Source organism: Roseisalinus antarcticus (assembly GCF_900172355.1).
Lineage (GTDB): Bacteria > Pseudomonadota > Alphaproteobacteria > Rhodobacterales > Rhodobacteraceae > Oceanicola > Oceanicola antarcticus_A.
Window position 1 is genome coordinate 1 of record NZ_FWFZ01000029.1, and the last position, 20,783, is coordinate 20,783.

A 20,783-nucleotide genomic window follows, 5' to 3' on the forward strand; every position below is an offset into this window, starting at 1 on the left:
AGGGCAGTTTCTTGACAATAAAGTCGGTCATCTGAGCTCACCTGCAGGGTTAATCTCAGATGAAGGCTAAGTGCTTTACCTCAATAGGTAAATCAACAAATGTCGACTGCGAAGTCACCGATTCAGGGAACAGCCACCTCTCGCCAAGCCGCAACCGGTTCAGTCAAGTGGGGCCTGGCGGTCACGGTCGATGCCCAGCCCTGCCAGTGTCCCGGTCTTGTAAAGCGCCTGGACGATGAGATGACCCAGCAAGCCGCCCAACAGCGCCCCGCTCGCCAGACGCAAGGTGAACATCACCACAAGGATTGCAGGCTCCAGCGCGCCGTAGTCAAAGCGCACCCAAGTATACGCAAACGAAAACACTGCCGCCCCGGCCCCAGCAGCCATCAGCACCGGCAGTCGGTAGTTGCGCCAACCGGTCGCCGCGAAAACTGCTTCGGCACCCGCGCCCTGCACCAACCCTGTCAGCAAAAGCAACAACCCGGCAGGACTGCCCAACAGAATCTGCACCGCCGCCGCAAGCACTTCAGCGGCCAGCGCCACACCGGGCTTGCGGATGATGCTGGCTGCGATGATCGAGACGATAACATCACAACATCCATCGTCACAGGGCCAAAGATCGCCTGAGCCACCAGCCAGACCTGCACCCAGCCAAGATAGAGAACGCCAAAGACAGCTCCCAGAAAAACGACAATCAAAGTCTCACGCATGGTCCATGTTTGTGCCGACATCGCGACAACTCCTTTTTCAGGTCAGTCAGGGGGATGCCGCCCGCCGGGCGGCGGCGGATCAGCGTGCGCTGGGGCTGTTGGCCGATACGGTCACATCAAGAACGACATGCCCCGCCACGGTGCCAAAGTTGGTGAAGGCTTCGCACAACGTGGCAAACACCGGCCCCGCGTCGCCCCGCAGCCTCGTGCAGAAATTCTTGGAGCGGTCAAACGTGCCCGACGCTTTCAGAAAGTCGATACAGCCATAGATCTCGTCCATATGTGGGCCTTCACCCAAGGGATACAGCGAGAATTGTGCCGCAACGTCCTGCCCCGTGACGGCGGCAAGTCCAACATTGGCCCGCGCCGCCGCGATGCGATCTGGCAGCGCAAGGTCGCGGGCAAACCCGCCTTGGGCCATGCAGATCGGATCGTCCGGTTCCCCCGGACAGCCGCGCGACACAGCCGCTGACAACACGCAATGCACGCCGGTTTGAGCAGCACGGACGAACAAATCACGCATTGCCGCAAACAATACCTCTGGCGGACCAACCAACAATGTCGAGATATCGTCCGTCTCGATCCGAAGCGCCTCGCGCCAGGGATCAAGGCCCGTTAAGGCAGCCATGATCACAGACACGAAATCGTCCGCCATGGGATACAAAGAAATCTGTGCGCCGGAAAACATTTTCACCTCGCTCCGCTGGCATTACCCAGATCAGCTAAAGGGTCCGCAGGCTTGCGCCCGACATCTCAGCCCCGACATTACGGAGCACCCCTGATTGAGCTGGACGCTATCAGTTCGCCGTCGCGATGCAACAGTAAACCCGAACCTGCGCAAGGATTTGTGAATGGACTGCATTCATCTTGTGGGAGCCACGCCCATTACCAACTGGATCACGTACTCGGCAGATCAACAGTCAAGAGGCGCCGTCTACCTTGCGTTTTGGTAGTGGGTATATCGAAAGGCCTCCAAGAAGACGAAATACTATGGAACAGTCTATCCGGGCTGAACCGTTCGGTCGCACTTTACTGCCCGGCGCTCGGGCAGCTCCGACAGGACGACCTTTTGGCTTTGCGGGATCAAGTGCAGGGCGGCATGTCGTCGGCTGAGCTTGCCACGCTACAGATCAGCCTTCGCTCCGGTTGAGCGCGGCCTGCTGCGGTTTTGGCGCGGTCGGGGTCCTGCGTGGCTACTATCCGACTGGATTCGCTGCGGTTTTCGCGATTTTGTTGACCTATTGTTGACCTGGGTTGCGGGCATGCAAAAGCCCCGCGGTTAGGCGGGGCGCATGTCATTGATAATGATAAGGATTTTGGTTGCGGGGACAGGATTTGATCCTGTGACCTTCAGGTTATGAGCCTGATACGATGGCTGGTGCTATCACCATGTATCAAAACGCTGCGCGCCACATCCGAAACCTGCCGCTTCCCGTCACCTCCCGGATCAGGCAATGCTCTTCCATCCAGGCGAGGTTACGCTGAACGGCCGCGCGACTGGAGCTGGTTATGGCCTCGGCCATCGCAGCGGAAACGATGGGCCAATCAGTCAGCACGACACGCAGGGCCCGGGGCGTCTTGCCCGAAAGCGGGGTCATTTCAGTTTCTGCTCGCGACGCCCAAGCCTCGATATCATCAAGGTGCCGCATCGCGGCCAGGCATGCCGTCTCCGTTCCCTCGAGCCAACGTACGAAGCGTTCAGCTGGTGGGCCCCCGGCGCGCAGCCCCTTTGCCCCGCCCATTGCCAGAGGTGCGAAGGCTGCCCCTTTCCCTTCGCTGGCCGCAATGCGCGCGGCGGTAACCGCTGCTTCCATCCGATCGCCCTGCTGCCCGAGGCCAGCGAGGCTCCAGAGGTGAAAGCCCATGCAGGCGCGGGTGATCGGATGCAGGTCGGCGGCTTGCGCCATCAGGTTGAGCCAACCACCCGCACGATCTGCGAAGGGCTCGGCTTCATCGGCCATGTTTTCGGGGTCACGGCGGTCGAGGAATGCGGACAGGTCAACCTCCGGGCCGGGACCACCGGTAAGACGCCGCACTGCCCATCCGACACGCGCGAGCGCCCCGGTGTCATCCTGCACGCCGGACAGGCGCATGGAAACCCAGAGCGCCAGCCGATCCGGGCCGATCCGATCGCCCGCAAACCAACTAAGGTCAGCCGCCTCGGTCAGCGCAAGGCGGTGTCGCCATCCTTCCGGGCCGCGCATCAGGCGGTCGTCCAGCGCGCCGATCCGACCGGCCACACGGGCGAGAGGGGCGGCATTGCCCGCCTCGGCGCGTCGCCAATCGTCGAGGACTGAGGTTTCACGCGGTTCTACTCGTGGTCCGTGCGGCAGATAATCTGGTTCCTCTTCCATAGGACCGGGCAGGAACCACAGGTCGCCCTCGGACGTCTGTTCGGTCTCCTCCGCAGCGATTACGAAGTCGCCAGATTCATCATACTGAGAAGGCACTTGAGGTTTCATATGTGCAAAATACGGCGCTTTTGCATTTTACCCAAGGGTTTTGTCGGGGTGCGCCCGCATACGTCATATAGCACGCGCGCGCGATGCTTTGCGAGTGCTCTCTCATTGCGCTGGCTGTATGCAAACCAAGGGATTTCTAGTGGGTAGCCGCAGAAAGCATGTCCTTGCACTCGTTTACAAACGGTCGTTTAGTGGCGCTATATGAAACTGCAAAAAGACTGTTTTGATGCCCTTAATCGGCTACGCCCGCGTTTCAACCGAGGATCAGACCCCCCTGCCCCAGTCGCAGGCCCTGAAATCCGCGGGTTGTGCCGAGATTCATGAGGAACAAGCCTCTGGCGGCAATCGTGCGCGGCCAGTCCTCGCGCGCGTGTTGGAGCGCGTGACCAAGGGCGACACGCTGGTTGTCGTGCGCATTGATCGTCTGGCGCGATCGCTGTCGCATCTCTTGGAGGTGATCGAGCGGCTTGAGGCGAAGGGCGCGTTCTTTCGTTCCATTCAAGACCCGATCGACACTGCCTCGCCGCAAGGCAAGTTCACGCTTCAGGTCCTCGGTGCTGCAGCCGAGTTTGAGCGCGCCCTGATCCGGGAACGCACGAAGGCCGGCTTGGCGAGCGCAAGGACCAAAGGACGCGTGGGCGGGAACCCTGGGCTGCGTGCCCGCGATCCATCGGCGCTGCGCAAAGTACGGCTGGCGCGGCAGGACGGCTACATGCAGCGGCTGAACGAGACGGCGCAAGATTGGGTGCCCCATGTGCGCCGCCTTCGCCCCGACATGGCTTGGGAAGACGTGCTGCGCATCGTCAATGGCCCCTTGCCTGAGGCTAGGCGCTGGACGCAAAGTCGCCTGCTTCGCGCCGTGAAAACCTATGTCCGCGACGGCTTTCTGCCTGAATCCGTCTTGGCACGTGCCGGACGCCGCGAAACGGACGACCGCCTACCCGCCATTATTGCTGGCATCAAGGGCGCAGATCCCAACATGACGCTTCAGGCGATTTCTGATCGGCTAGAGACTATGCGTGAGCGGACACCGCGCGGAAGATCCAAGTGGCAGCCGTCATCGGTGAAAATGCTTCTAGAACGCGCAGAGAAACTGGGGTTGCTTGACTAAATTCAGCAGTGCCTTCGCTTGTGTCTATGTGTCTGAACCACACCATATCTAGAAAGTGCTTGCGCGAATCTAATAGCTGAGGCAATAGTCTCGATAAATAACGCGCGGACACATAAAAAACGCGCCCACGAATCGAGGCAGGGATGAGCGAAGCTGAGCAGGACCTAGACATTGCCATAGGGCACTACGCAGAGCTTCTCGCGTCTAACCTCCATGCGCAACGTGCGGCCCACTTTCCTCCCGACGCCAAGAAAGTCATGCGCAGCCTGACTAGCGGAGAGGCAGCCGAGTTGCTTGGCGTCGATCATACCTACCTTCGCAAGCTCCATCGAGAGGGAAAGATAGCTGACGTCGAAACCACCGCGGGCAGCCACCGGCGATATACACTCGATGATATTTGGGAGATACGCCAGGCCCTCGAGGCAAACGCGAAGAAGCCTGGAACCTACGTTCCGGGGCGTCGTGCCGGTGACGAGCTTCAGATTGTTTCTGTTGTGAACTTCAAAGGCGGCTCCGGGAAAACGACAACATCCGCTCACCTTGCACAGCGTTTGGCTCTCAAAGGATATCGTGTTCTTGCGATCGATCTGGATCCCCAAGCATCCTTTTCCGCGCTGCATGGCATCCAGCCTGAGCTGGACCTGATGGAAGGAGGCACGCTGTATGACGCGGTTCGCTACGATGAACCGGTCCCGATCTCGGAAGTAATCCGTAAAACCTATATCCGAGGTCTCGACCTTATCCCCGGGAACCTAGAGCTCATGGAATTTGAACATGAGACGCCGGCAGCCATCCAGCGCGGCGGCGCCCGCGCGTTTTTTGCCCGTGTGCGTGACGCACTCGATAGTGTCGAAGCGGACTATGACGTTGTCGTCATCGACTGTCCGCCGCAGCTTGGTTTCTTGACCATGTCCGCCCTTTCAGCATCCTCCGGCGTGCTTGTAACCGTTCACCCGCAAATGCTCGATCTGATGTCCATGTCGCAGTTTCTGCGAATGACCGCTGATCTGCTTGGCGTCATCCGGGACGCTGGCGCAAACCTTCGCTTTGACTGGCTGCGTTTCCTGCCAACCCGATACAAGGTGGGAGACGCCCCGCAAACCGAGGTCATTGCCTTCATCCGGGGTCTGTTCGGCAGGTCGGTCCTGACCAACCATATGGTTGAGTCGACTGCGATCTCGGATGCGGGGCTTACAAAGCAGAGTCTCTACGAGGCCGACAAGAAGGACTTCACTCGCCAGACTTTCGATCGCGCGATCGATTCCATGAACGCCGTAAACGACGAGATTGCAGCGATCATTCAAAATACGTGGGGACGCAATGGCAAGAAAGCCTAAACTGGGCCTGCCATTGCAGACCCTGCGCAACGCGCCTGACGCTCTTGAGGGACGCAGGCTCCGTGGTGGTGTTTTCGAAATCGACCCCGACCATATTGAGACTGCAGGAAGGCTTGATGACCGACTGCAGATCGAGATTGAGGGTCTGAAGGCATCAATATTCAAAAACGGCCAACGTGTTCCGATACTGGTGCGCCCGCTTGAGGGTGATCGCTATAGCCTGATCTATGGCCGCCGTCGCCTTAAGGCTTGCAGAGAACTTGGGATCAAGGTCCGCGCAATTGTCACGGAAATGGAGGGCGATCAGGCGCTCCGCGATCAGCTGCTGGAAAACCAAGAGCGGCGAGATCTGAGTTTTATCGAACGCGCGCTCGTAGCCGCTGCCTTGCTTGATGGAGACCATCTGGGCGAGTCAGAGCGCACCAACAAGGGCGTTGCCGAGGTTCTTAATCTGACTGAGGCTGGGGTTTCGCAGCTGTTAAGTGTTGTCCGCACAGTAGGAGAGGATCTTGTCTTGGCCATCGGTGCGGCACCTGGGATCGGCCGGCCCCGATGGGAAGAACTCAAGAAGTGTCTCGGGGCTGCGGATGTGGACCACGCGCGTCTCGCAGCCTTGGCCAATGAAACCAAGTCGGTCCAATCAGGTGGAATCGATGAGAAGTCCGACAGGGCGTTTTTGGCGGTACTTTCTGCGGCGGGAAAGACCGAGCATCCCACATCATCGACTCGCCCGCGCGGCCAACCCGGCATGGTCATTCCGGGGGTCGGTGCCGCAACCGTCACGACCGGACGCCGTGGCAAGCAACTCAAGCTTGAGTTGAAGTCCGAGGACACAGAATTTGTCAGCTGGCTTGAGGGCAACGCCCCGCAGCTGCTTGCCGAGCTTCATGAGCGCTGGAAGCGATCAGAAGACTGAGGAAGAGCAACCAACAAAAAGGAGGCACGATACAGGCAAGAATGAAAAAGGCCCCGAGAAGCTAGCTTCACGAGACCTTTCTTAGGTTTCGGACGGGACCAGCCCGCTACAAAACTTCAGTTTTCGCACCTCTGAATGTAGCGATCTGGCCCCTATCCCGCAAGCGCAAAGCGATTCGCGGGCCACTCAAATTTTGCCTTCGTGAATATTTTCATGGAGTACACACCGATTTCGCCGTTTATGCGGCCGATCTCGCACGCCCATCTGCGCGTGATCGAGCGACCCGAGGCATCTGTCCCGAGCAAGCCTGTCAACAAGTGGGAGCTTTTGCGCGAGCTATCCAAGGCGCAAGCTGCCTTCGGGATTTCTGAGCGCGATCTGACCGTTCTTCAGGGGCTTCTCAGCTTCTTTCCGGATGATGCGCTTGGCGGGAACACCGAAATGGTCGTCTTCCCATCCAACAAGGCGATCTGTGAGCGGTTGAACGGGATGCCTTGCTCTACGATGCGCCGTCATTTGGCCCGCTTGGTGGAGGCAGGCCTGCTCATGCGGCGGGATAGTCCCAATGGGAAGCGCTATGTACGCAAGCGTGGTGAGGAGCGCGTGGCCTTTGGCTTCGACCTATCCCCCCTCTATTGCCGCGCAGAGGAGATTGCACGGGCAGCAGAGGCTGTGCGAGAGGCCGAAGACCGAGTGCGGCGCCTTAGGGAGGTCGTAAGCCTCATGCGTCGCGACCTGGCCGCTCTGGCGGAGTTCGGTGATGAGATTCAGCCCGGGCTTGGCCTATGGGACCAGCTCCGCGATACGGCGGCCCTCACAGCCCGTGCTCTTCGACGCAAGCTTTCACTAGAGGATCTATCGTCCTATCGGACCGAACTGGAGACCCTTCTCGATCAGGCGCGCAACGTCATTGATGGTCCTGAAACAGAAGAAATGAACACCAATGATGCCCATTTTGAGCGTCACCATCATAATTCAAATAAAGAATCTATAGATATTGAACCAGCCTTAGAAAAAGGCGGGGCGGCGGCCGGTGCGCCAGAAGCTGATGCATGTGGGCCTGAGGCTGACGTGGAAGAGCCGGACACGAGGCGGGTGCCGAAAATCCCGCTCCATCTGGTAATCGCAAGCTGCCCGTCGCTCAAGACCTTCTATCAGGGCGACGTCCGACATTGGCACCAGCTTTTCGACGCGGCCTGTCATGTGCGGCCCGCCATGGGGATCAGTGTTTCCGCTTGGGAAGAAGCGCAGCGCTGTATGGGACCAGAGCAAGCCTCGATTGTCGTCGTGGCCATGCTGGAACGTTTTTCAGACATCAGATCACCGGGTGGGTACTTGCGGGCGCTGACATCCAAGGCAGCGGCGGGCGAATTCTCTTGCGGTCCGATGGTGATGGCTCTGATCGGTCGGCGAAGTGCGGCTTAACAGCTGTTAAGTTTGGATGGCGACGGGGCTGAGTTGGCATGACTTAACAGCTGTTAAGTCGTCCCTCGGCAACCATACGGTCATCGAAAAGGAAAGGAATGTTGGTTTGAGGGTGCCGGGAAATGAGATCGGGAGAGTGACTTCCTGCGCCCGTCGTGGAGAATATCTGATGACGAAAGCTGCCCAGAAAATTACCCTGTCCCCATCCCGGGATATCCCTTTCGACAAGCTCTTGCTGAGCCAGTCCAAAGTCTGGCGCATCAAGGCTGGCGTGTCCCTCGAAGAACTGGCCGAAGACATCGCTCGCCGCGGTCTTTTGCAAGGCCTGAGCGTGTGGCCCGTATTGGGTGACGATGGCGCAGAAACCGGCAAGTTCGAAATCCCTGCCGGGGGCCGTCAGTTCCAAGCATTGTCACTGCTGGTGAAGCAGAAGCGTTTGGCGAAGACGACGCCCATTCCCTGCATCGTGCGCGATGCTGCGTTCGACATCCTTGCCGAGGACGATTCCCTTGCTGAAAACATGCAGCGCGTCGCCCTCCACCCGCTCGACCAGTTCCGCGCGTTTGCGTCCCTGCGCGACAAGGGTCAGAGCGCTGCAGAGATTGCTGCCGCCTTCTTCGTCACGCCGCAGATCATGAAGCAGCGCCTCAAACTTGCCTCCGTCGCCCCTGCCCTGCTTGAGGTCTATGCCGGGGATGGCATGATGCTGGAGCAGCTCATGGCCTTCACTGTGAACCCCGATCACGCGCGTCAAGTTCAGGTCTGGGATGTGATCCAATCATCCTGGAACAAGGAGCCATTCCAGATCCGGCGCATGCTGACCGAGACCTCGGTCCGGGCCTCAGACCGGCGCGCGGTCTTTGTCGGTGTTGATGCCTATGAAGCCGCGGGTGGCACGATGCTGCATGATCTCTTTCAGGGCGATGATGGTGGCTGGCTGGAGGACCCTGCCCTGCTCGATCGGCTGGTGACGGAGAAAATCCAGGCTGAGGCTGAAACTGAGACGACTGCGGTTGAAGGCTGGAAATGGATCGAGGCCGCACTTGACCTGCCCTGCGGCGACAACCACGCGCTGCGGCGACTGTCCGGTGACCCGGCGCCAATGACGGATGATGAAGGTGCGGGACGGCTCCCGGACAAGCTACATGAGGCTTCTGCTGTCCATGATGTTGATGACGCAGGGGGCCTATGCCGCGGTGTCCGGCTGGCAGCTGTCGGCGACCTAGGTGCGGGCACCGTCGTCACCCCCGGTGGAATGCCGATCGGCACTGACCTCTCAGAACATCAGGATGGTGGCGCGCTAAGCAAGCTTTCTTACATCCGGGACAGTCGGCCTTCATCATCCACGACGTCAAGTCTGCATCCTTCGCCAGTCCAGCGCCACAGAACAATGTTGTAGTCTACCGCCGATGTCCCCTTGGCAAAGCTTCGGATCAGAAGGCCTGCAAAGCCGTCAGTGATGAGACTGGCGGCAAAGTCCTGCGTCGGAACAGTTTGCCCATCGAGCATCCTTGCGCGCCAGCCCGGATCTGCGAGTGTGCCTTTTGTCATTCCGTATTGCGCAACTGCGTCTGCGTTGCGGGTATCAAGAATCGGGCCAAGGTCGGCAGCGTAGGACACAAGGATCGTGGGCTGCAGGCTTCCCACCTGGTTGGCTTCGCGCAACGCCGTGGTTGGGTCGAGCGCGGTGTAGAGGGCCGGGGTGCCCTTCGCGTTGAATCGCCCTCCATAGAGTTCAGCACCACGCCCAGAGAGAGGTTCACGCGCATAGACAGGGTTGAGGGCGCGGTAGAGCGGACCTGTATAACGCCCAGCGTTAAGAGGCATCAGGCAAACACGCCTGCGTCGACCGCGTCTATGTATTCGAGAACCTGCTGCGCCTTGCCGTCCTGCACCAACTGCATCGCGGTCCGGCCGTCAAACCCGGGCAGGGGCTCTGAGCGATACCAGGCATAAGCCATCAGTTCCGACCCGAACCGCGGCTCGACCTTGTTGAGCACTTCGACCAGTTCGCGCAAACGGCGCTGTGTCTTGTCCGAGCTGATACGGCTCCGCCGCTGCATGGCATCCTTGCCAAGACCAACCGTCATTGCGATCTCCTCTGCCGAGGTGCGCAGCGCTGCTGCGATCTTGCGCGGTTCAAACTGTCCGCCTTCTGCAAAGTTTGTGATGTGCATAACGTTACTCCATACGGTCATTATGACGGTATATAGCGGCAATATTACCGAATATCAAGTCAACAGCAGTGAACTCCGCGTTTCTCCCAAGAAATTCATGTCCCGGTAACACGCACATCTTGGAAAATGCCGCAGGTCTTGGTGCTTTGAGCACTGCCTGAGACGTATATTTGAAGAAGCTGCCAGCCCTGTCGGTTCTGCCCGCCAAAAAGTGAAAGTGTCCTTCGGGTTTTGTGACTGACGGATGAGGGCCTTTGGGGTCCCTCAAATGGGTCCGGGCCGGATTCCGGTCTGTCTTTCTTGACGAAGGGCATTCCCATGCAAACAGGTGTCTTGCGCGTGTTGCGCGCGACCGCTGCCTCCTGGTGGCGGCACAAGGAATTGCGCCGAACCGGCAAGACCGAGCTGGCGCGGCGGCTCGAACGCGAGACTGTGTTGCGCGATCTCGGCTATCTCAGGCAGGCGGCGACATTGCCGGACGCGCATGTGATCTGCGGACATGGCGGGACGTTCATCCATCTCGGTTGGACCACCGTGTCCACGCTCGCGCCGATCGAGCGCTTGCCCTTGGCCGCTCTTGCGGTCGCACGAAGGACGCCCTTCATCGATATCCGACCCGTCACCGATGTGATCGCCTTCGCGAACCTGCCCCGCGTGCCGCGGGACGGATCGATCGACCCTGAATCTTGGGGTCCCGGCAGGTCCATCCCACTGACCACCTACATCGACATGGTCGAAAAGCTCGGTGCGAGGATCGCCAACGACCCGCGCACCCGTCGGTCAACCTGAATCCCATTCTCTCTCATCAACACACGAAAGGACGCCAGCCATGGCCCGATCCCGCACGCCCAAATTCGATGCCTCCGAGGTCATCACAAACGAAATCATCCGCATCATCGAGCGCGGCGTCCTGCCGTGGCGCAAGCCCTGGACGGCAGGTGGCAGCTCTCGTCCCCTGCGCGTGGGCGGTGAGCCCTACCTGGGGGTGAACAACTTCCTGCTGACCATGCGGACCGTGATGGCAGGCCACAGCTCGCCCTTCTGGATGACGCTGCCGCAGGCCAATGCGTTGGACGCAAAGGTCCGCAAGGGCGAAAAGTCCTCCGTCGTGGTGTATTACGGCCAAAGTCGGAAAGGCGCCGATAACGACGACGACTGCGGCGATGGCGATGATCACTCCGAGGAGGCTCGGATCTTCCGCTTCCAGAAATCATATCGCGTGTTCAATGGCTGCCAGATCGAGGGTCTGCCCGACAGCTTCTACCCAGACCCGGAGCCAACGCCCGAACATCCCCCTGCAGAGCCCATCCCGTATATGCAGACATTCTTCGATGCGATCGACATCACCACGGTATTCGCGGGCGGCGAGGCCTACTACCTGCCGCCGGTGGACAAGGTTTACATGCCGCAGGTCACGCGGTTTCAGGACCCGCGCAATTTCTACGGGGTCTGGGCGCATGAGCTTGCCCATGCCACGAAAGCCCCGCATCGGCTGAACCGCGATTATGGTCTCTCGCGGTTCGGCAATACTTCTTATGCCCGCGAAGAGATTGTGGCCGAGTTGACCTCCTGTTTCCTGGGACAGGAGCTTGGGTTCACGGCGCATACGCTCGAGATGAATGCCGCTTACCTCTACAACTGGCTGCGCGTTTTGCGCTCGGACAAAACCGCGATCTTCAAGCACGCCGCGGATGCGCAGCGCGCCTGTGACTACCTGATCGCCAGCTCGGAGGCGGGCAGGGCAGGGGGCAGCGCCGAGGCTGCCTGATAACACCCCGCAAACGGAGATTCCCATGTCACACAAGGACCCAAAGACGCTGCGGGTCGCCTGTTTCCCTGGTGGTCACCGCAGGATCATCACCTTCGAACGCGGTGCCTATTGGTGGAGCCAGTCCGAGGGTGCTTATCCGCTCTCGGCAGCGCTTGAGAGCATCACGGAAAAGGGCGGCTGGATCGAAACCATCCCCAACCCGAACTACAGAGGCAGACGGCTGTTCGGGTAAGGCACCTTCGGCCTCGGTTCTTCCGCCACGTGGAAAAGAAAAAGCAGGCTTTGAGAAGGGTGTTTCAACTTCTCAAAGGAGAGCCCCATGACCAGTACCGCTCAATCCCAGACAGACCGCCCGGACCCGACCGTAATCGCCGCACAGAACGACGCGTTCCGCCAGCTCGCCTGTCTCGGCATCCCGCCCGCGCAGCCCATCCAGGGCCGCATGCATGTCACCCGTTCGCTCATGGAGGCCGATGATGGCTTCATGGCGGAGGCAGTAAAGGCCACGGGCACGTTCGAGACGTTTGAGCCCGAAAACGACCCCGAAGGCTGGCACGATTTCGGGGCGGTCGAGATCCGGGGTGAGACCGTGTTCTGGAAAATCGATCTCTACGAGGCTGACTCGGATTTCCGATACGGGGCCGAGACCCCGGACAACCCCGCGACCACCATGCGCGTGCTGACCATCATGCTGGCGCGCGACTGGTAGGGCAGGGGGCAGCCTCAATCCTACACCTCCGACACTCAAGGCCCGCTGACCCTCAAAGGGCAAAGCAGGCCTTTTGTCGTTTTGATCCCCGAACCCGGGGATTGGTCGCGCGGATGATCGCGCAGACCGTTTCATACCTATCGAAAAGGACATCCCATGACCGCAAACTTTGCCCCTTTCACTGTCGCAATTGGCGAGCTAATTGCGCATCCCGCCAATGTGCGTAGCAAATCCCCGGAAACCTATGACCCCGAGAACATCGCGCATCTCAAAGCCAGCATCGCCGTGCTGGGCCTGCTCCAGCCGCTCCTGGTCCAGAAGATCGATGGTAAATACGCCGTGCTCGCCGGCGGCCGGCGTCACGCCGCGCTGAAGGAGCTGGTCGCTGACAAGGCTGCCAAGGGGTTCACCGCGAAGACCAAGGTGGACTGCCGACTTGTTCCGGACGATTGCGACGTGACCACAGCCCTGTCGCTCGCTGAGAACGTCACCCAGGCACCGATGAACGCGATCGACGAGTTCGAGGCCTTCGCCCGGATGATGGAGGTCGACGGCCAGACGCCCGAGACGATCGCCAAAACATTCGGCACGACCGTCGCTGCCGTGAAAGGCCGGTTGCGCTACGGCCTGATCCACCCCGACATCCGCGCCGCGGCCCGGGCCAAGGTGATCACGCTCGACACGATGAAGGCTTTCGCCGAGCACCCGAGCCAGGAGGCGCAGCGCGAGGTCTTCGAGGCGCTTACGAAAGACGGCGGCTATCTGCAGGCCTATACCGTCCGTCAGTCGCTCAAATCCCGCGGGGTGCAGGTCAGCGACGATATCGGGGCCTTCGTGCGCGAAGACTACGTGGCACGAGGCGGCGCTGTCGCGGCTGATCTTCTGGAAGAGCATTCCGTGCTCGAGGATGCGGCGCTGGTTGAGACCATCCTGCTCGAGAAGCTCGGTGCCGCCGCCGAGGACGCCCGTATGAGGCTGGGCTTTGCCTGGGCGGATGCGATGGTGCGCTATGATTACGCGACCATGGCCGACTTCGGTCGCGTCTATCCCGGCCCGATCGAGCCGGATGAGGCCGCCCAGAAGCGCATCGATGAGATCACCGCCGAGCTCGAGAAACTGCAGCTCGAGATGGAGGACGAGGGGCTCGAGGAGGACGCCTACACTGCTCTCGACGACCGCGTGGACGCCCTGGAAGAGGAAGCCCGCGACCTGCAGGAGGCCTACAGCGCCGAGGACCTCGCGCGCTCTGGGGTGATTGCGTCGTGGTCGGGCGGTAAGGTCACGCTCCATGTGGGACTCGTGCGCCCCGAGGACACCGTGAAAGAGGAGGGCGCGCGCGGCTCCTCGAGTAACCAGACGGGGGAGGAGGCCCCGGACGCTGGCGAGATCAGCTACCCGGCCTCGCTGGCTGAGGATCTCAAGACAGAGCGGGCCATGGCCCTTGGCGCCGCGATGGCGCTGCATCCGGAGGCCACGCTTGACCTGACGCTCTTCAAGCTGGTGAGTGACGTTCTGTACAGCGGAATGGCCGTGACGCAGGCGATCAAGATCGAGGCCCGCAAAGAATACCGCAACCACGCCAAGATGGACGAGATCGACGAGACCTCGCTCGAGCAGGTGGCGGCAGCGCATGATGCGCTTGATCTGTCCTGGCTCGATGACGCCCGCGCGCCCGCCGATCAGTTCGCGGCGTTTCGCGCGCTCGATGCGGGTGAGAAGGCCAAGCTCGTGGCCTATGCCACGGCCAGCACCACGCAGTCCTGCTTCGCGCGGGATCCTAGGCGCGACAGCCTGATGCATGAGTTCGAGATCGAGGTCATGCCCGACATTCGCGCACATTGGACGCCGAACGCGGCGCTGTTCAACCGCTTCAAGAAGGCCTGGCTCCTGAAGATCCTTGGCGAGGATCTGGGTCTCGCCCAGGAGGCGGTAACGCTGGCCTCGTCGAGCAAGAAGGAGATCGTCGCCTTCTGCGACAAGCTCTTTGCCGAGCCCTTCGCCACGCTCACGGACGCGCAGCGCGCTGCGGTGGCCGCCTGGTGCCCGCCCATGATGCAGACCGCCGGTGTCGCCTGTGATGAGACGGCGCCCATCGTGGAAACCCCGGAACCTGACGGAGAGGTCGCGCAGGCGGCCTGACGCATCACGCGACCCGCGCGAAACATTCCGCCCGCGCGGGTCGACCCTCTCACACCCAACCGAAAGACATCCCCATGGCTATTCTCAAGTTCTCTGCCTCCGCAGTCGCGGCGCAGATCGCTCATGCGCGCGCCTGCAAGACCTTCCTGCCCAACTGGAACGGGCCCATTGATCGGCCTGCCTTGATCCTCATCGTCGGCAATGGCGTGCATCTGCGCTCGAACGGCATCGATGGCACGACCACCCGCATCGTCACCACCGAGCAGGCCGATCCCTCCTTCGCCTTCGCCGATGGCATGAACCCGATTCGCGATACGGATTGGATGGCGCAACGGCGCATCGCATTCCGCGATCTGACCGGCCAGTTCTACACCGACATCCTCGATGATGTGCAGGTGCTCATAGACCGGGGGCAGGGGACGATCCGGCTCGCCACAGATGGCCACAGCATCCGTGTCTTCGTGCGCCGGGCCTCGGACTATCTCATCGGCGGGACCTACGAGGTGCCCTCGGGCCTTGGCGGTACCTTCCGGGTCATCCTCAAGGATGCCTGCGATACCTTCGCGATCGTGCAGAACTGCGGTAATTGCGAGGATTTCGACGCGATGCAGCCCTATCGCGTACCGCTCGATGCGCTGATGGAGATCGATGACCGGAGGGCGGCATAACGCGCCCTTTCTCAAACAAGCATCGCCAATACCCTGCCGGGCCTGCGGCCCTCTCGGGACATTGGCGACAACAATTTTCCCCAATGAGAGAAAGGACTCTGAAATGGGGTGGCTCTTCTACACCGACCGCCGCGTCCAGACCTACGCGGATGAGAAAGCGGAAATCGCTCGTCTTTGCAGCTTCGAGACCGACACGCGCAAGACCGAACTGGTGAAAGCCTGCAAGGTCGGCTCCACCTGGTATGCTGCGGCGCGGATCACCAATCTCGATGGCACCCCAGTCGAGGACGCGACCTATGTCACCGATCCAGACGGTTCCATCACCTTCGGGGCGGTGTTCCTGACGCGCTACGACGACGGTTGCTGGGGCTACAAGGACATGGAGGAAAGCGCCGGCCCCGTTGAGTCCCGCGCGCCACTGTCTTTGCTCAACCTGCTCTCCGGTCTGAAAGACTCCGACAGCTACGCGCAGGCCTGGCGCCAGCGCTGCCGGGACTGGGCCGCGATCCCGGACTACGAGGAAGGCGACAAAATCAAGCTCGCAGCACCTGTGACGCTCACCGATGGCAGTACATGCCAGATCGTCACGGCCACCCAATACAGGCGGGGGCGGCAAAAGCGGCGGTGCTATCGCATCGAAGAAACTGGCGGCCTCGTGCGCCTCTCGAAAGCCTCGCTCGCCGGATCGGCTCTCCTCAGTTCCGCGAAAGGCGCGTCAAGCCCGGTGTTGGCGGAGTTTCTGGCCGGGCGAGATTAGGTCCTGCGTCGGACGGTTGATCGACCTGCCCGGCGAGAGCAAATTCTGCGGCTTGTCTTGACAAGGCAATGCAAATGCATTACCTAACGCAAGCAGTAAAGACCCCTTTCTTTCAGGAAACTGCCATGACAGCGCTCGCACAAGATGTATCGAAACTCACGGATCGGTATCAGACGACCGTTCCGGCGGGTGTGCGCAAGCAGCTCAAGCTGGGCAAGGGCGACCAGATTCGCTACTGCACCGAGCCGAGTGGCAGGGTCTATATCGAGCCCGTGCGCAGCGACGAGGAAGATCCCGTGCTTGGCGCCTTTCTCGATTTTGTCGAGGCCGATATCAAGGCGCATCCGGACCGCATTCGGGCGTTCGATGGCGCTTTGCATGACCGTCTTGCATCACTGGTCAGAGACGTTGACGTCGATCTCGATGCCCCGCTTTCGCTCGAGGATGAATGACTGGCGATACGGTGCCTGCCCAAGCGCCACTCGTCGTAAATGGATGGTCGATTTATGCGCATCCGCTCTTTCTTGATCAGCTCGAAGGGCTGACCCTCGAGGCCGAGGCGCGAAGAACGCGCGATCCCAAGACCTGGCGCAAAAAGAACTGCACGAAACGGCTGGCCGCTATCTTCAAGCTGGTGACCGAGGCCATACCGGCGGATCCGGGTGCCGCGGCATTCCGGCAAGGCGGCACACTCGGCGATCATCGCAAGCACTGGTTCCGGGCGAAATTCTTCCAACAGTATAGGTTGTTCTACCGGTTCAACAGTGACGCGAAGGTCATCGTGGTGGCATGGGTGAACGACGACAAGACCCTGCGCGCCTACGGCAGCAAAACGGATGCCTATGCGACATTCAAAGGGATGTTGGAAGATGGCAATCCACCTGACAGTTTCGACGCGCTCATCAAAGAAGCCGCGACGGCAGAAAAGCGTTTCGAGAAGTCTCTTGAAGCGGCGCCTGGCCGTTGAGATGGCTTTGGGAGCGCCCGCGACGCACAGGCAGCGCTATGGCTGTCAACCAAATGCCCGAACGCCTGTATCCGCGCGCGCCACCTGCCAGCCTGGCAAAAGGCAGAGGAAGACGTCAAATCATTGCTCAAAGAGAAGCGATTGCCAGCTCTCTAGCGGGCCTCTCTCAAGGCGGAACGCGCGCGAATTCGCATCGTGATAGGGCAGATTTCGGGGGAGTAATCGGCCAAGATATGGTTTTGCCTTGGGCAGAACCAAACTTTCTGCAATGCAATGATGTCAACCGAGGGGGATCAGGGTGGACGCGTTTCTTTCAAAGATGGTTCGGGCCGTGGAAGCGCCAAAGTTGCCGTTGCAGCAGTCAGAGCTTTTACGGCGGTGTGGCAAGGATCTTCTGACGCGCCCGGACCTCTGCGCTGCGCTGATCCAAGAGGCCGCAAGTGGCCCATTGTCGGACGGCCAGATGGCGATGCTGGTCGCCGCACTGGATGAGGCCCGCATGGCCGATGAGAACGGGCAGCGCAAAGGGCGCACCTTCCTGGATGACATGCGCGATGTGGTGGCCTTGCTCGACGCCGACCTGACATCCCAAACGGCCTTGTCTCTCTCCAGCGCCTGGACGCGTGCGGGCCTGACCCCGCCACCATCGCTGGCCCATGCGGTCATCTCCGAAGACCCGGATGCCTTTGCTGACATCAACGGTATTCCCGACATCCCCGATGAGATGTTCGACGGCATCTTCAAAGGCTTCAATGACATCGGCGAAGACTCGGTTTCGGCCATGCTGGCGATGCTGGACGAGATGCTGCCAACCTTGCCGCCAGAAGCGCGCTTTGCTTTCATTCGCAAACTCGCTACCCGACCAGAGTCCCTATGTGGAGATGCCGCCGCAGCGCTGCTTCTTGCGACAGACGCCTCGGTGAGCTCCGGCGCGCTAACCGGTCTCGCTCTGCGCCAGCAGGCGGGTGATCTGTCTCAAACCTTGTTATCGCGCATCACCTTGATCCGAAGCTGGCTACAAGACCCTGACACCTTGCGCGGTATGGATGAGATCATCCGATCCGCCCTCAAAACTGGGACGCCGGCAACTGACACGCGCTCAAAACCCAAGATCCACCGCGTTGTATCCTCGATGGTCGATGGCAGCGGTGCGCAGAGCCTCTCTATGGCCATTCAATCGGGTGGCCGACGTGCTTTGGCGGTGGTGCTGCTCAAACAGGGGTTTGGCGTGAAAGACGCTTTTGTGCTTCCGTGCACCAGCGCCTCCGAGCAAAAACAGATGATCGCGCAGATTGCAAATGAGTCAGGCGCCTTGGAGGCAACAACAGATTATGCGTTCACCGCTCTGTCCTGGGCGCTTGCGGACGGTCAAGCGAACGGGACAATGCCCGCCGCGGGTCTGCTCGATGTCGTCGAGACCGCAGGTTTTGCCGATCTGCGCCCGCGATCGGCAGATATTGCAGACATCGCGGCCATTGCTGACCCCGAAGGCGCCGTCTCCACTCTCTCCGTCCGCGCACGCGGCAGCCTGATCATGGCGAGTGAGCATTGGCCTGATCACTTCCCGATCTCGGACAGCTGGTTCGAGGACAGCGACGCATCGTCAGATGCCATCGAAAGTGCAACGACCCAAAATGCCATGACCCGCAAGCTTTGGCAGCATCTGGAGACCCGCCGCGACTTTTGGGCCATGATCTTTGCCCGCAATGCCGCCTTGCTGGCGGCTGCAAAGAACCCCACAACGCCTGAGCTTGTCGCCGTGGCCCAGGCCATGTCCGAGGGCCGCGACCTGAAGAAGGCCCCGATCATGCATTTCGTGCACGCCATGAGCTTTGAGGCGTGGGTTCATCAGGACGCGCCGCCGATGCCGTTCGGCGGTCTTGAGGTCACCGAAGAACGCGCGGCCCCGGGAACCTACGCCGAGGTCGCACCGTTCGGCACAAAGGAACAAAAGGCGCTGGATAAGCTTCTGCGTCCGGCCAAGATCACACCCGCCTGGATGGAAGGCTTTTTGACAGGTCTTTGCACCGCTCCCAAGTTCATCAAACCCTCCGAGTGGATCATCACGATTTTCAATGTCGTGGCAGAAGATCTCGCCTCCGATGCGGACTTGCAAAAACTCCTCGACCTGATCGTAATAGCCTACAATCACCGTCTGTCCTTGCTGCGGGACGGCGCTCCGGCGGAGGCGCTGTTCCCGGCGGACCCGGTCCTGTTTTCCATCTGGGCTGACGGCTATTTAACAGCATGGGAAGCGCATAAACCCCATTGGCCTAACAAATCCCTCGGCAAAGACGGCAAAGCCATGCGCGCGCTCCTCGAACAGGCGGCGGATTTCAAAACCAAACCGGACCAAGCTCCCGCCTTGCACAAATGGCTGATCAAGCAATGTGACAAGCAGAAATGATAGCTTTCTTGGGTTGACTATCAGGATAAGTCGCGGAAATCGGAAACTGCATGCTTTGCACGCAAATCGGGGTGGAACCTGAATTCGACCAGAGCGCCGCCTATGTCGAAGGGTGGCTTGAGGCGATGAAAGAGATAGAGATTTCAAGGCTCTTATCGTTCGGGAAACTTTGCTGTAACGTTCGATCAACACGTCAATGGGAGACCCGAGTTGAAACAGCCTTCAGATCGCAAACAGGCCTGCGACAAAGTCGACGGGTCCAAGGTCCAATCCCCCGACCGCCGGTCTCAGGTCGTTCTGAGCGTTACCGATATACCGAGTTACCTAGGCGAGCTTCTGGATAGGGGGCTCGACGACCATTTCCGTGACCGCTGAAACGAAGTCCCACGATGCCTGGTTTCGATCCAGGGTGCAGGAAGCGCTCAAAGACCCGCGCCCGCCGATATCGCACGCCCACGCGATGCATCAGTTGCAGACGTTGATTGACGAAAAGTGCCAGGAGCAAACTTGACCTAGTGCAGAGGTTTCGTATATACATATGTATAACCACGGGAGGCCTACCATGATCGAAGCAAAAATCCGCAAAGTCGGCAATTCCGCCGTTGTGACACTCAGCACCGAGATGCTCGCGCTTCTGGATGCCAAGGAGGGGGATACCCTCTATGCGGTGCGCACGGATGATGGCGGGCTGAAGCTGATGACGGAAAACCCCGAGCTGCAGGCCGCACTTGCGGCAGCCGAGATCGTCATGGATGAGAACCGCGATCTGCTTCAAGCACTTGCATGAGCGATTGGGTCTGGGTTCCGCTGGCGGCCTTGTATGTCGTCCATGATCGCCAGATCGCGCGCCACGGCGGTGCGCCGGGGACCCGTGATCCGGCTCTTCTTGAAATGGGATGCGCCCGGGCGTTGAACCGGGCGTCCTATGAGGACGCAGATGTCTTCGCGATCGCGGCGGCCTATGCCTATGGCATTGCAAAAGCACATGCCTTTGTCGATGGCAACAAGCGCACCGCTTTCGTGGCAGCCTTTACATTCTTGCGGCTCAATGGCGTGTATCTGCGACCCGATCCCGGAAAGGGTGTCCGGATGATGGAAGACCTTGCCGCCGATCAGGTGAGTGAGGACGCATTTGCCACATGGCTGCGCGACCTATCCACGGAGACCGACGCAGTCTGATCGCATTGGCGATCCTGTCTGGTCCTTTCTGATCTGACCCTGTTTTTG

At 60.2% G+C, this 20,783-nt stretch carries 23 protein-coding genes, 1 pseudogene and 1 riboswitch; of the genes and pseudogenes, 19 read left to right on the forward strand and 5 right to left on the reverse strand.

The window, feature by feature from the left end; translation table 11 throughout:
• Positions 1-159: 159 nt before the first annotated feature.
• The 3 genes from ROA7023_RS18375 to ROA7023_RS18385 all read right to left on the reverse strand — a co-directional run bounded on the left by ROA7023_RS18375 (position 160) and on the right by ROA7023_RS18385 (position 3,172).
• The gene (locus tag ROA7023_RS18375) at positions 160-651 is read right to left on the reverse strand and encodes an ECF transporter S component (protein ID WP_200812550.1); all 492 of its coding nucleotides are present in this window, start codon (positions 649-651) and stop codon (positions 160-162) included.
• Positions 652-789: 138 nt separating this feature from the next.
• Positions 790-1,398: a YkoF family thiamine/hydroxymethylpyrimidine-binding protein gene (locus ROA7023_RS18380; RefSeq protein ID WP_085880490.1), complete on the reverse strand. Its 609-nt coding sequence runs from the start codon at positions 1,396-1,398 to the stop codon at positions 790-792.
• Positions 1,389-1,500: riboswitch (TPP riboswitch) on the reverse strand. Its footprint overlaps the gene before it by 10 nt.
• Before the next feature lie 604 nt (positions 1,501-2,104).
• The gene (locus tag ROA7023_RS18385) at positions 2,105-3,172 is read right to left on the reverse strand and encodes a hypothetical protein (RefSeq protein ID WP_085880491.1); all 1,068 of its coding nucleotides are present in this window, start codon (positions 3,170-3,172) and stop codon (positions 2,105-2,107) included.
• Positions 3,173-3,398: 226 nt separating this feature from the next.
• Between ROA7023_RS18385 and ROA7023_RS18390 the strand changes: the two genes are divergently transcribed.
• The 5 genes and pseudogenes from ROA7023_RS18390 to ROA7023_RS18410 all read left to right on the forward strand — a co-directional run.
• Entirely contained in the window at positions 3,399-4,283 is an 885-nt protein-coding gene (locus ROA7023_RS18390) for a recombinase family protein (RefSeq protein WP_085880492.1), read from the forward strand.
• Between the two features lie 143 nt (positions 4,284-4,426).
• On the forward strand, positions 4,427-5,620 hold the full coding sequence (gene repA, locus ROA7023_RS18395; protein ID WP_074788330.1) for a plasmid partitioning protein RepA: 1,194 nt from the start codon (positions 4,427-4,429) through the stop codon (positions 5,618-5,620).
• Entirely contained in the window at positions 5,604-6,536 is a 933-nt protein-coding gene (gene repB, locus ROA7023_RS18400) for a plasmid partitioning protein RepB (RefSeq protein WP_085880493.1), read from the forward strand. The genes repA and repB overlap by 17 nt, the downstream gene beginning before the upstream one ends.
• Before the next feature lie 213 nt (positions 6,537-6,749).
• Positions 6,750-7,961: a plasmid replication protein RepC gene (gene repC / locus ROA7023_RS18405; RefSeq protein WP_074788328.1), complete on the forward strand. Its 1,212-nt coding sequence runs from the start codon at positions 6,750-6,752 to the stop codon at positions 7,959-7,961.
• Between the two features lie 169 nt (positions 7,962-8,130).
• A pseudogene (locus ROA7023_RS18410) lies at positions 8,131-9,084 on the forward strand (ParB/RepB/Spo0J family partition protein); the annotation flags it as partial.
• 191 nt (positions 9,085-9,275) lie between these two features.
• On the opposite strand, the gene ROA7023_RS18415 reads toward ROA7023_RS18410, so the two are convergent.
• Positions 9,276-9,788: an RES family NAD+ phosphorylase gene (locus ROA7023_RS18415; protein WP_074788327.1), complete on the reverse strand. Its 513-nt coding sequence runs from the start codon at positions 9,786-9,788 to the stop codon at positions 9,276-9,278.
• Entirely contained in the window at positions 9,788-10,138 is a 351-nt protein-coding gene (locus tag ROA7023_RS18420; protein ID WP_074788326.1) for an MbcA/ParS/Xre antitoxin family protein, read from the reverse strand. Before ROA7023_RS18420 ends, ROA7023_RS18415 begins: the two co-directional genes overlap by 1 nt.
• 318 nt (positions 10,139-10,456) lie before the next feature.
• On the opposite strand from ROA7023_RS18420, the gene ROA7023_RS18425 reads away from it, so the two are divergent.
• The 14 genes from ROA7023_RS18425 (at position 10,457) to ROA7023_RS18485 (ending at position 20,735) form a co-directional block, all read left to right on the forward strand.
• Positions 10,457-10,927, forward strand: a complete 471-nt coding sequence (locus ROA7023_RS18425; RefSeq protein ID WP_074788325.1) for a hypothetical protein — start codon at positions 10,457-10,459, stop codon at positions 10,925-10,927.
• A 40-nt stretch (positions 10,928-10,967) separates the two neighbouring features.
• Complete coding sequence (locus ROA7023_RS18430; protein WP_074788324.1) at positions 10,968-11,906, forward strand: ArdC family protein; 939 nt, start codon at positions 10,968-10,970, stop codon at positions 11,904-11,906.
• Positions 11,907-11,931: 25 nt separating this feature from the next.
• Positions 11,932-12,141 (forward strand): DUF6330 family protein, encoded by a 210-nt coding sequence (locus ROA7023_RS18435; protein WP_074788323.1) that lies wholly within the window; start codon positions 11,932-11,934, stop codon positions 12,139-12,141.
• 87 nt (positions 12,142-12,228) lie between these two features.
• Positions 12,229-12,618, forward strand: a complete 390-nt coding sequence (locus tag ROA7023_RS18440; protein ID WP_074788322.1) for a DUF3768 domain-containing protein — start codon at positions 12,229-12,231, stop codon at positions 12,616-12,618.
• Between the two features lie 156 nt (positions 12,619-12,774).
• Complete coding sequence (locus ROA7023_RS18445) at positions 12,775-14,757, forward strand: ParB/RepB/Spo0J family partition protein (RefSeq protein ID WP_085880494.1); 1,983 nt, start codon at positions 12,775-12,777, stop codon at positions 14,755-14,757.
• Positions 14,758-14,831: 74 nt separating this feature from the next.
• Positions 14,832-15,425 (forward strand): regulator, encoded by a 594-nt coding sequence (locus ROA7023_RS18450; protein WP_085880495.1) that lies wholly within the window; start codon positions 14,832-14,834, stop codon positions 15,423-15,425.
• Between the two features lie 103 nt (positions 15,426-15,528).
• The gene (locus ROA7023_RS18455; RefSeq protein WP_085880496.1) at positions 15,529-16,182 is read left to right on the forward strand and encodes a DUF6927 domain-containing protein; all 654 of its coding nucleotides are present in this window, start codon (positions 15,529-15,531) and stop codon (positions 16,180-16,182) included.
• Between the two features lie 125 nt (positions 16,183-16,307).
• A complete protein-coding gene (locus ROA7023_RS18460) occupies positions 16,308-16,634 on the forward strand; it encodes a type II toxin-antitoxin system PrlF family antitoxin (RefSeq protein ID WP_085880497.1) in 327 nt (108 codons plus the stop codon).
• On the forward strand, positions 16,631-17,149 hold the full coding sequence (locus ROA7023_RS18465; protein WP_085880498.1) for a type II toxin-antitoxin system YhaV family toxin: 519 nt from the start codon (positions 16,631-16,633) through the stop codon (positions 17,147-17,149). Before ROA7023_RS18460 ends, ROA7023_RS18465 begins: the two co-directional genes overlap by 4 nt.
• Positions 17,150-17,447: 298 nt before the next feature.
• Positions 17,448-19,556 carry a UPF0149 family protein gene (locus ROA7023_RS18470; protein WP_085880499.1) on the forward strand — a complete coding sequence of 703 codons (2,109 nt, stop codon included), beginning with the start codon at positions 17,448-17,450 and terminating at the stop codon, positions 19,554-19,556.
• Between the two features lie 38 nt (positions 19,557-19,594).
• On the forward strand, positions 19,595-19,900 hold the full coding sequence (locus tag ROA7023_RS25260) for a hypothetical protein (RefSeq protein ID WP_268808017.1): 306 nt from the start codon (positions 19,595-19,597) through the stop codon (positions 19,898-19,900).
• Positions 19,901-19,920: 20 nt separating this feature from the next.
• Positions 19,921-20,067, forward strand: a complete 147-nt coding sequence (locus ROA7023_RS25705) for an antitoxin PaaA2 family protein (RefSeq protein ID WP_369596565.1) — start codon at positions 19,921-19,923, stop codon at positions 20,065-20,067.
• Between the two features lie 51 nt (positions 20,068-20,118).
• The gene (locus ROA7023_RS18480) at positions 20,119-20,343 is read left to right on the forward strand and encodes an AbrB/MazE/SpoVT family DNA-binding domain-containing protein (RefSeq protein ID WP_085880501.1); all 225 of its coding nucleotides are present in this window, start codon (positions 20,119-20,121) and stop codon (positions 20,341-20,343) included.
• Complete coding sequence (locus ROA7023_RS18485) at positions 20,340-20,735, forward strand: type II toxin-antitoxin system death-on-curing family toxin (protein WP_085880502.1); 396 nt, start codon at positions 20,340-20,342, stop codon at positions 20,733-20,735. The genes ROA7023_RS18480 and ROA7023_RS18485 overlap by 4 nt, the downstream gene beginning before the upstream one ends.
• The last annotated feature ends 48 nt before the right edge of the window (positions 20,736-20,783 follow it).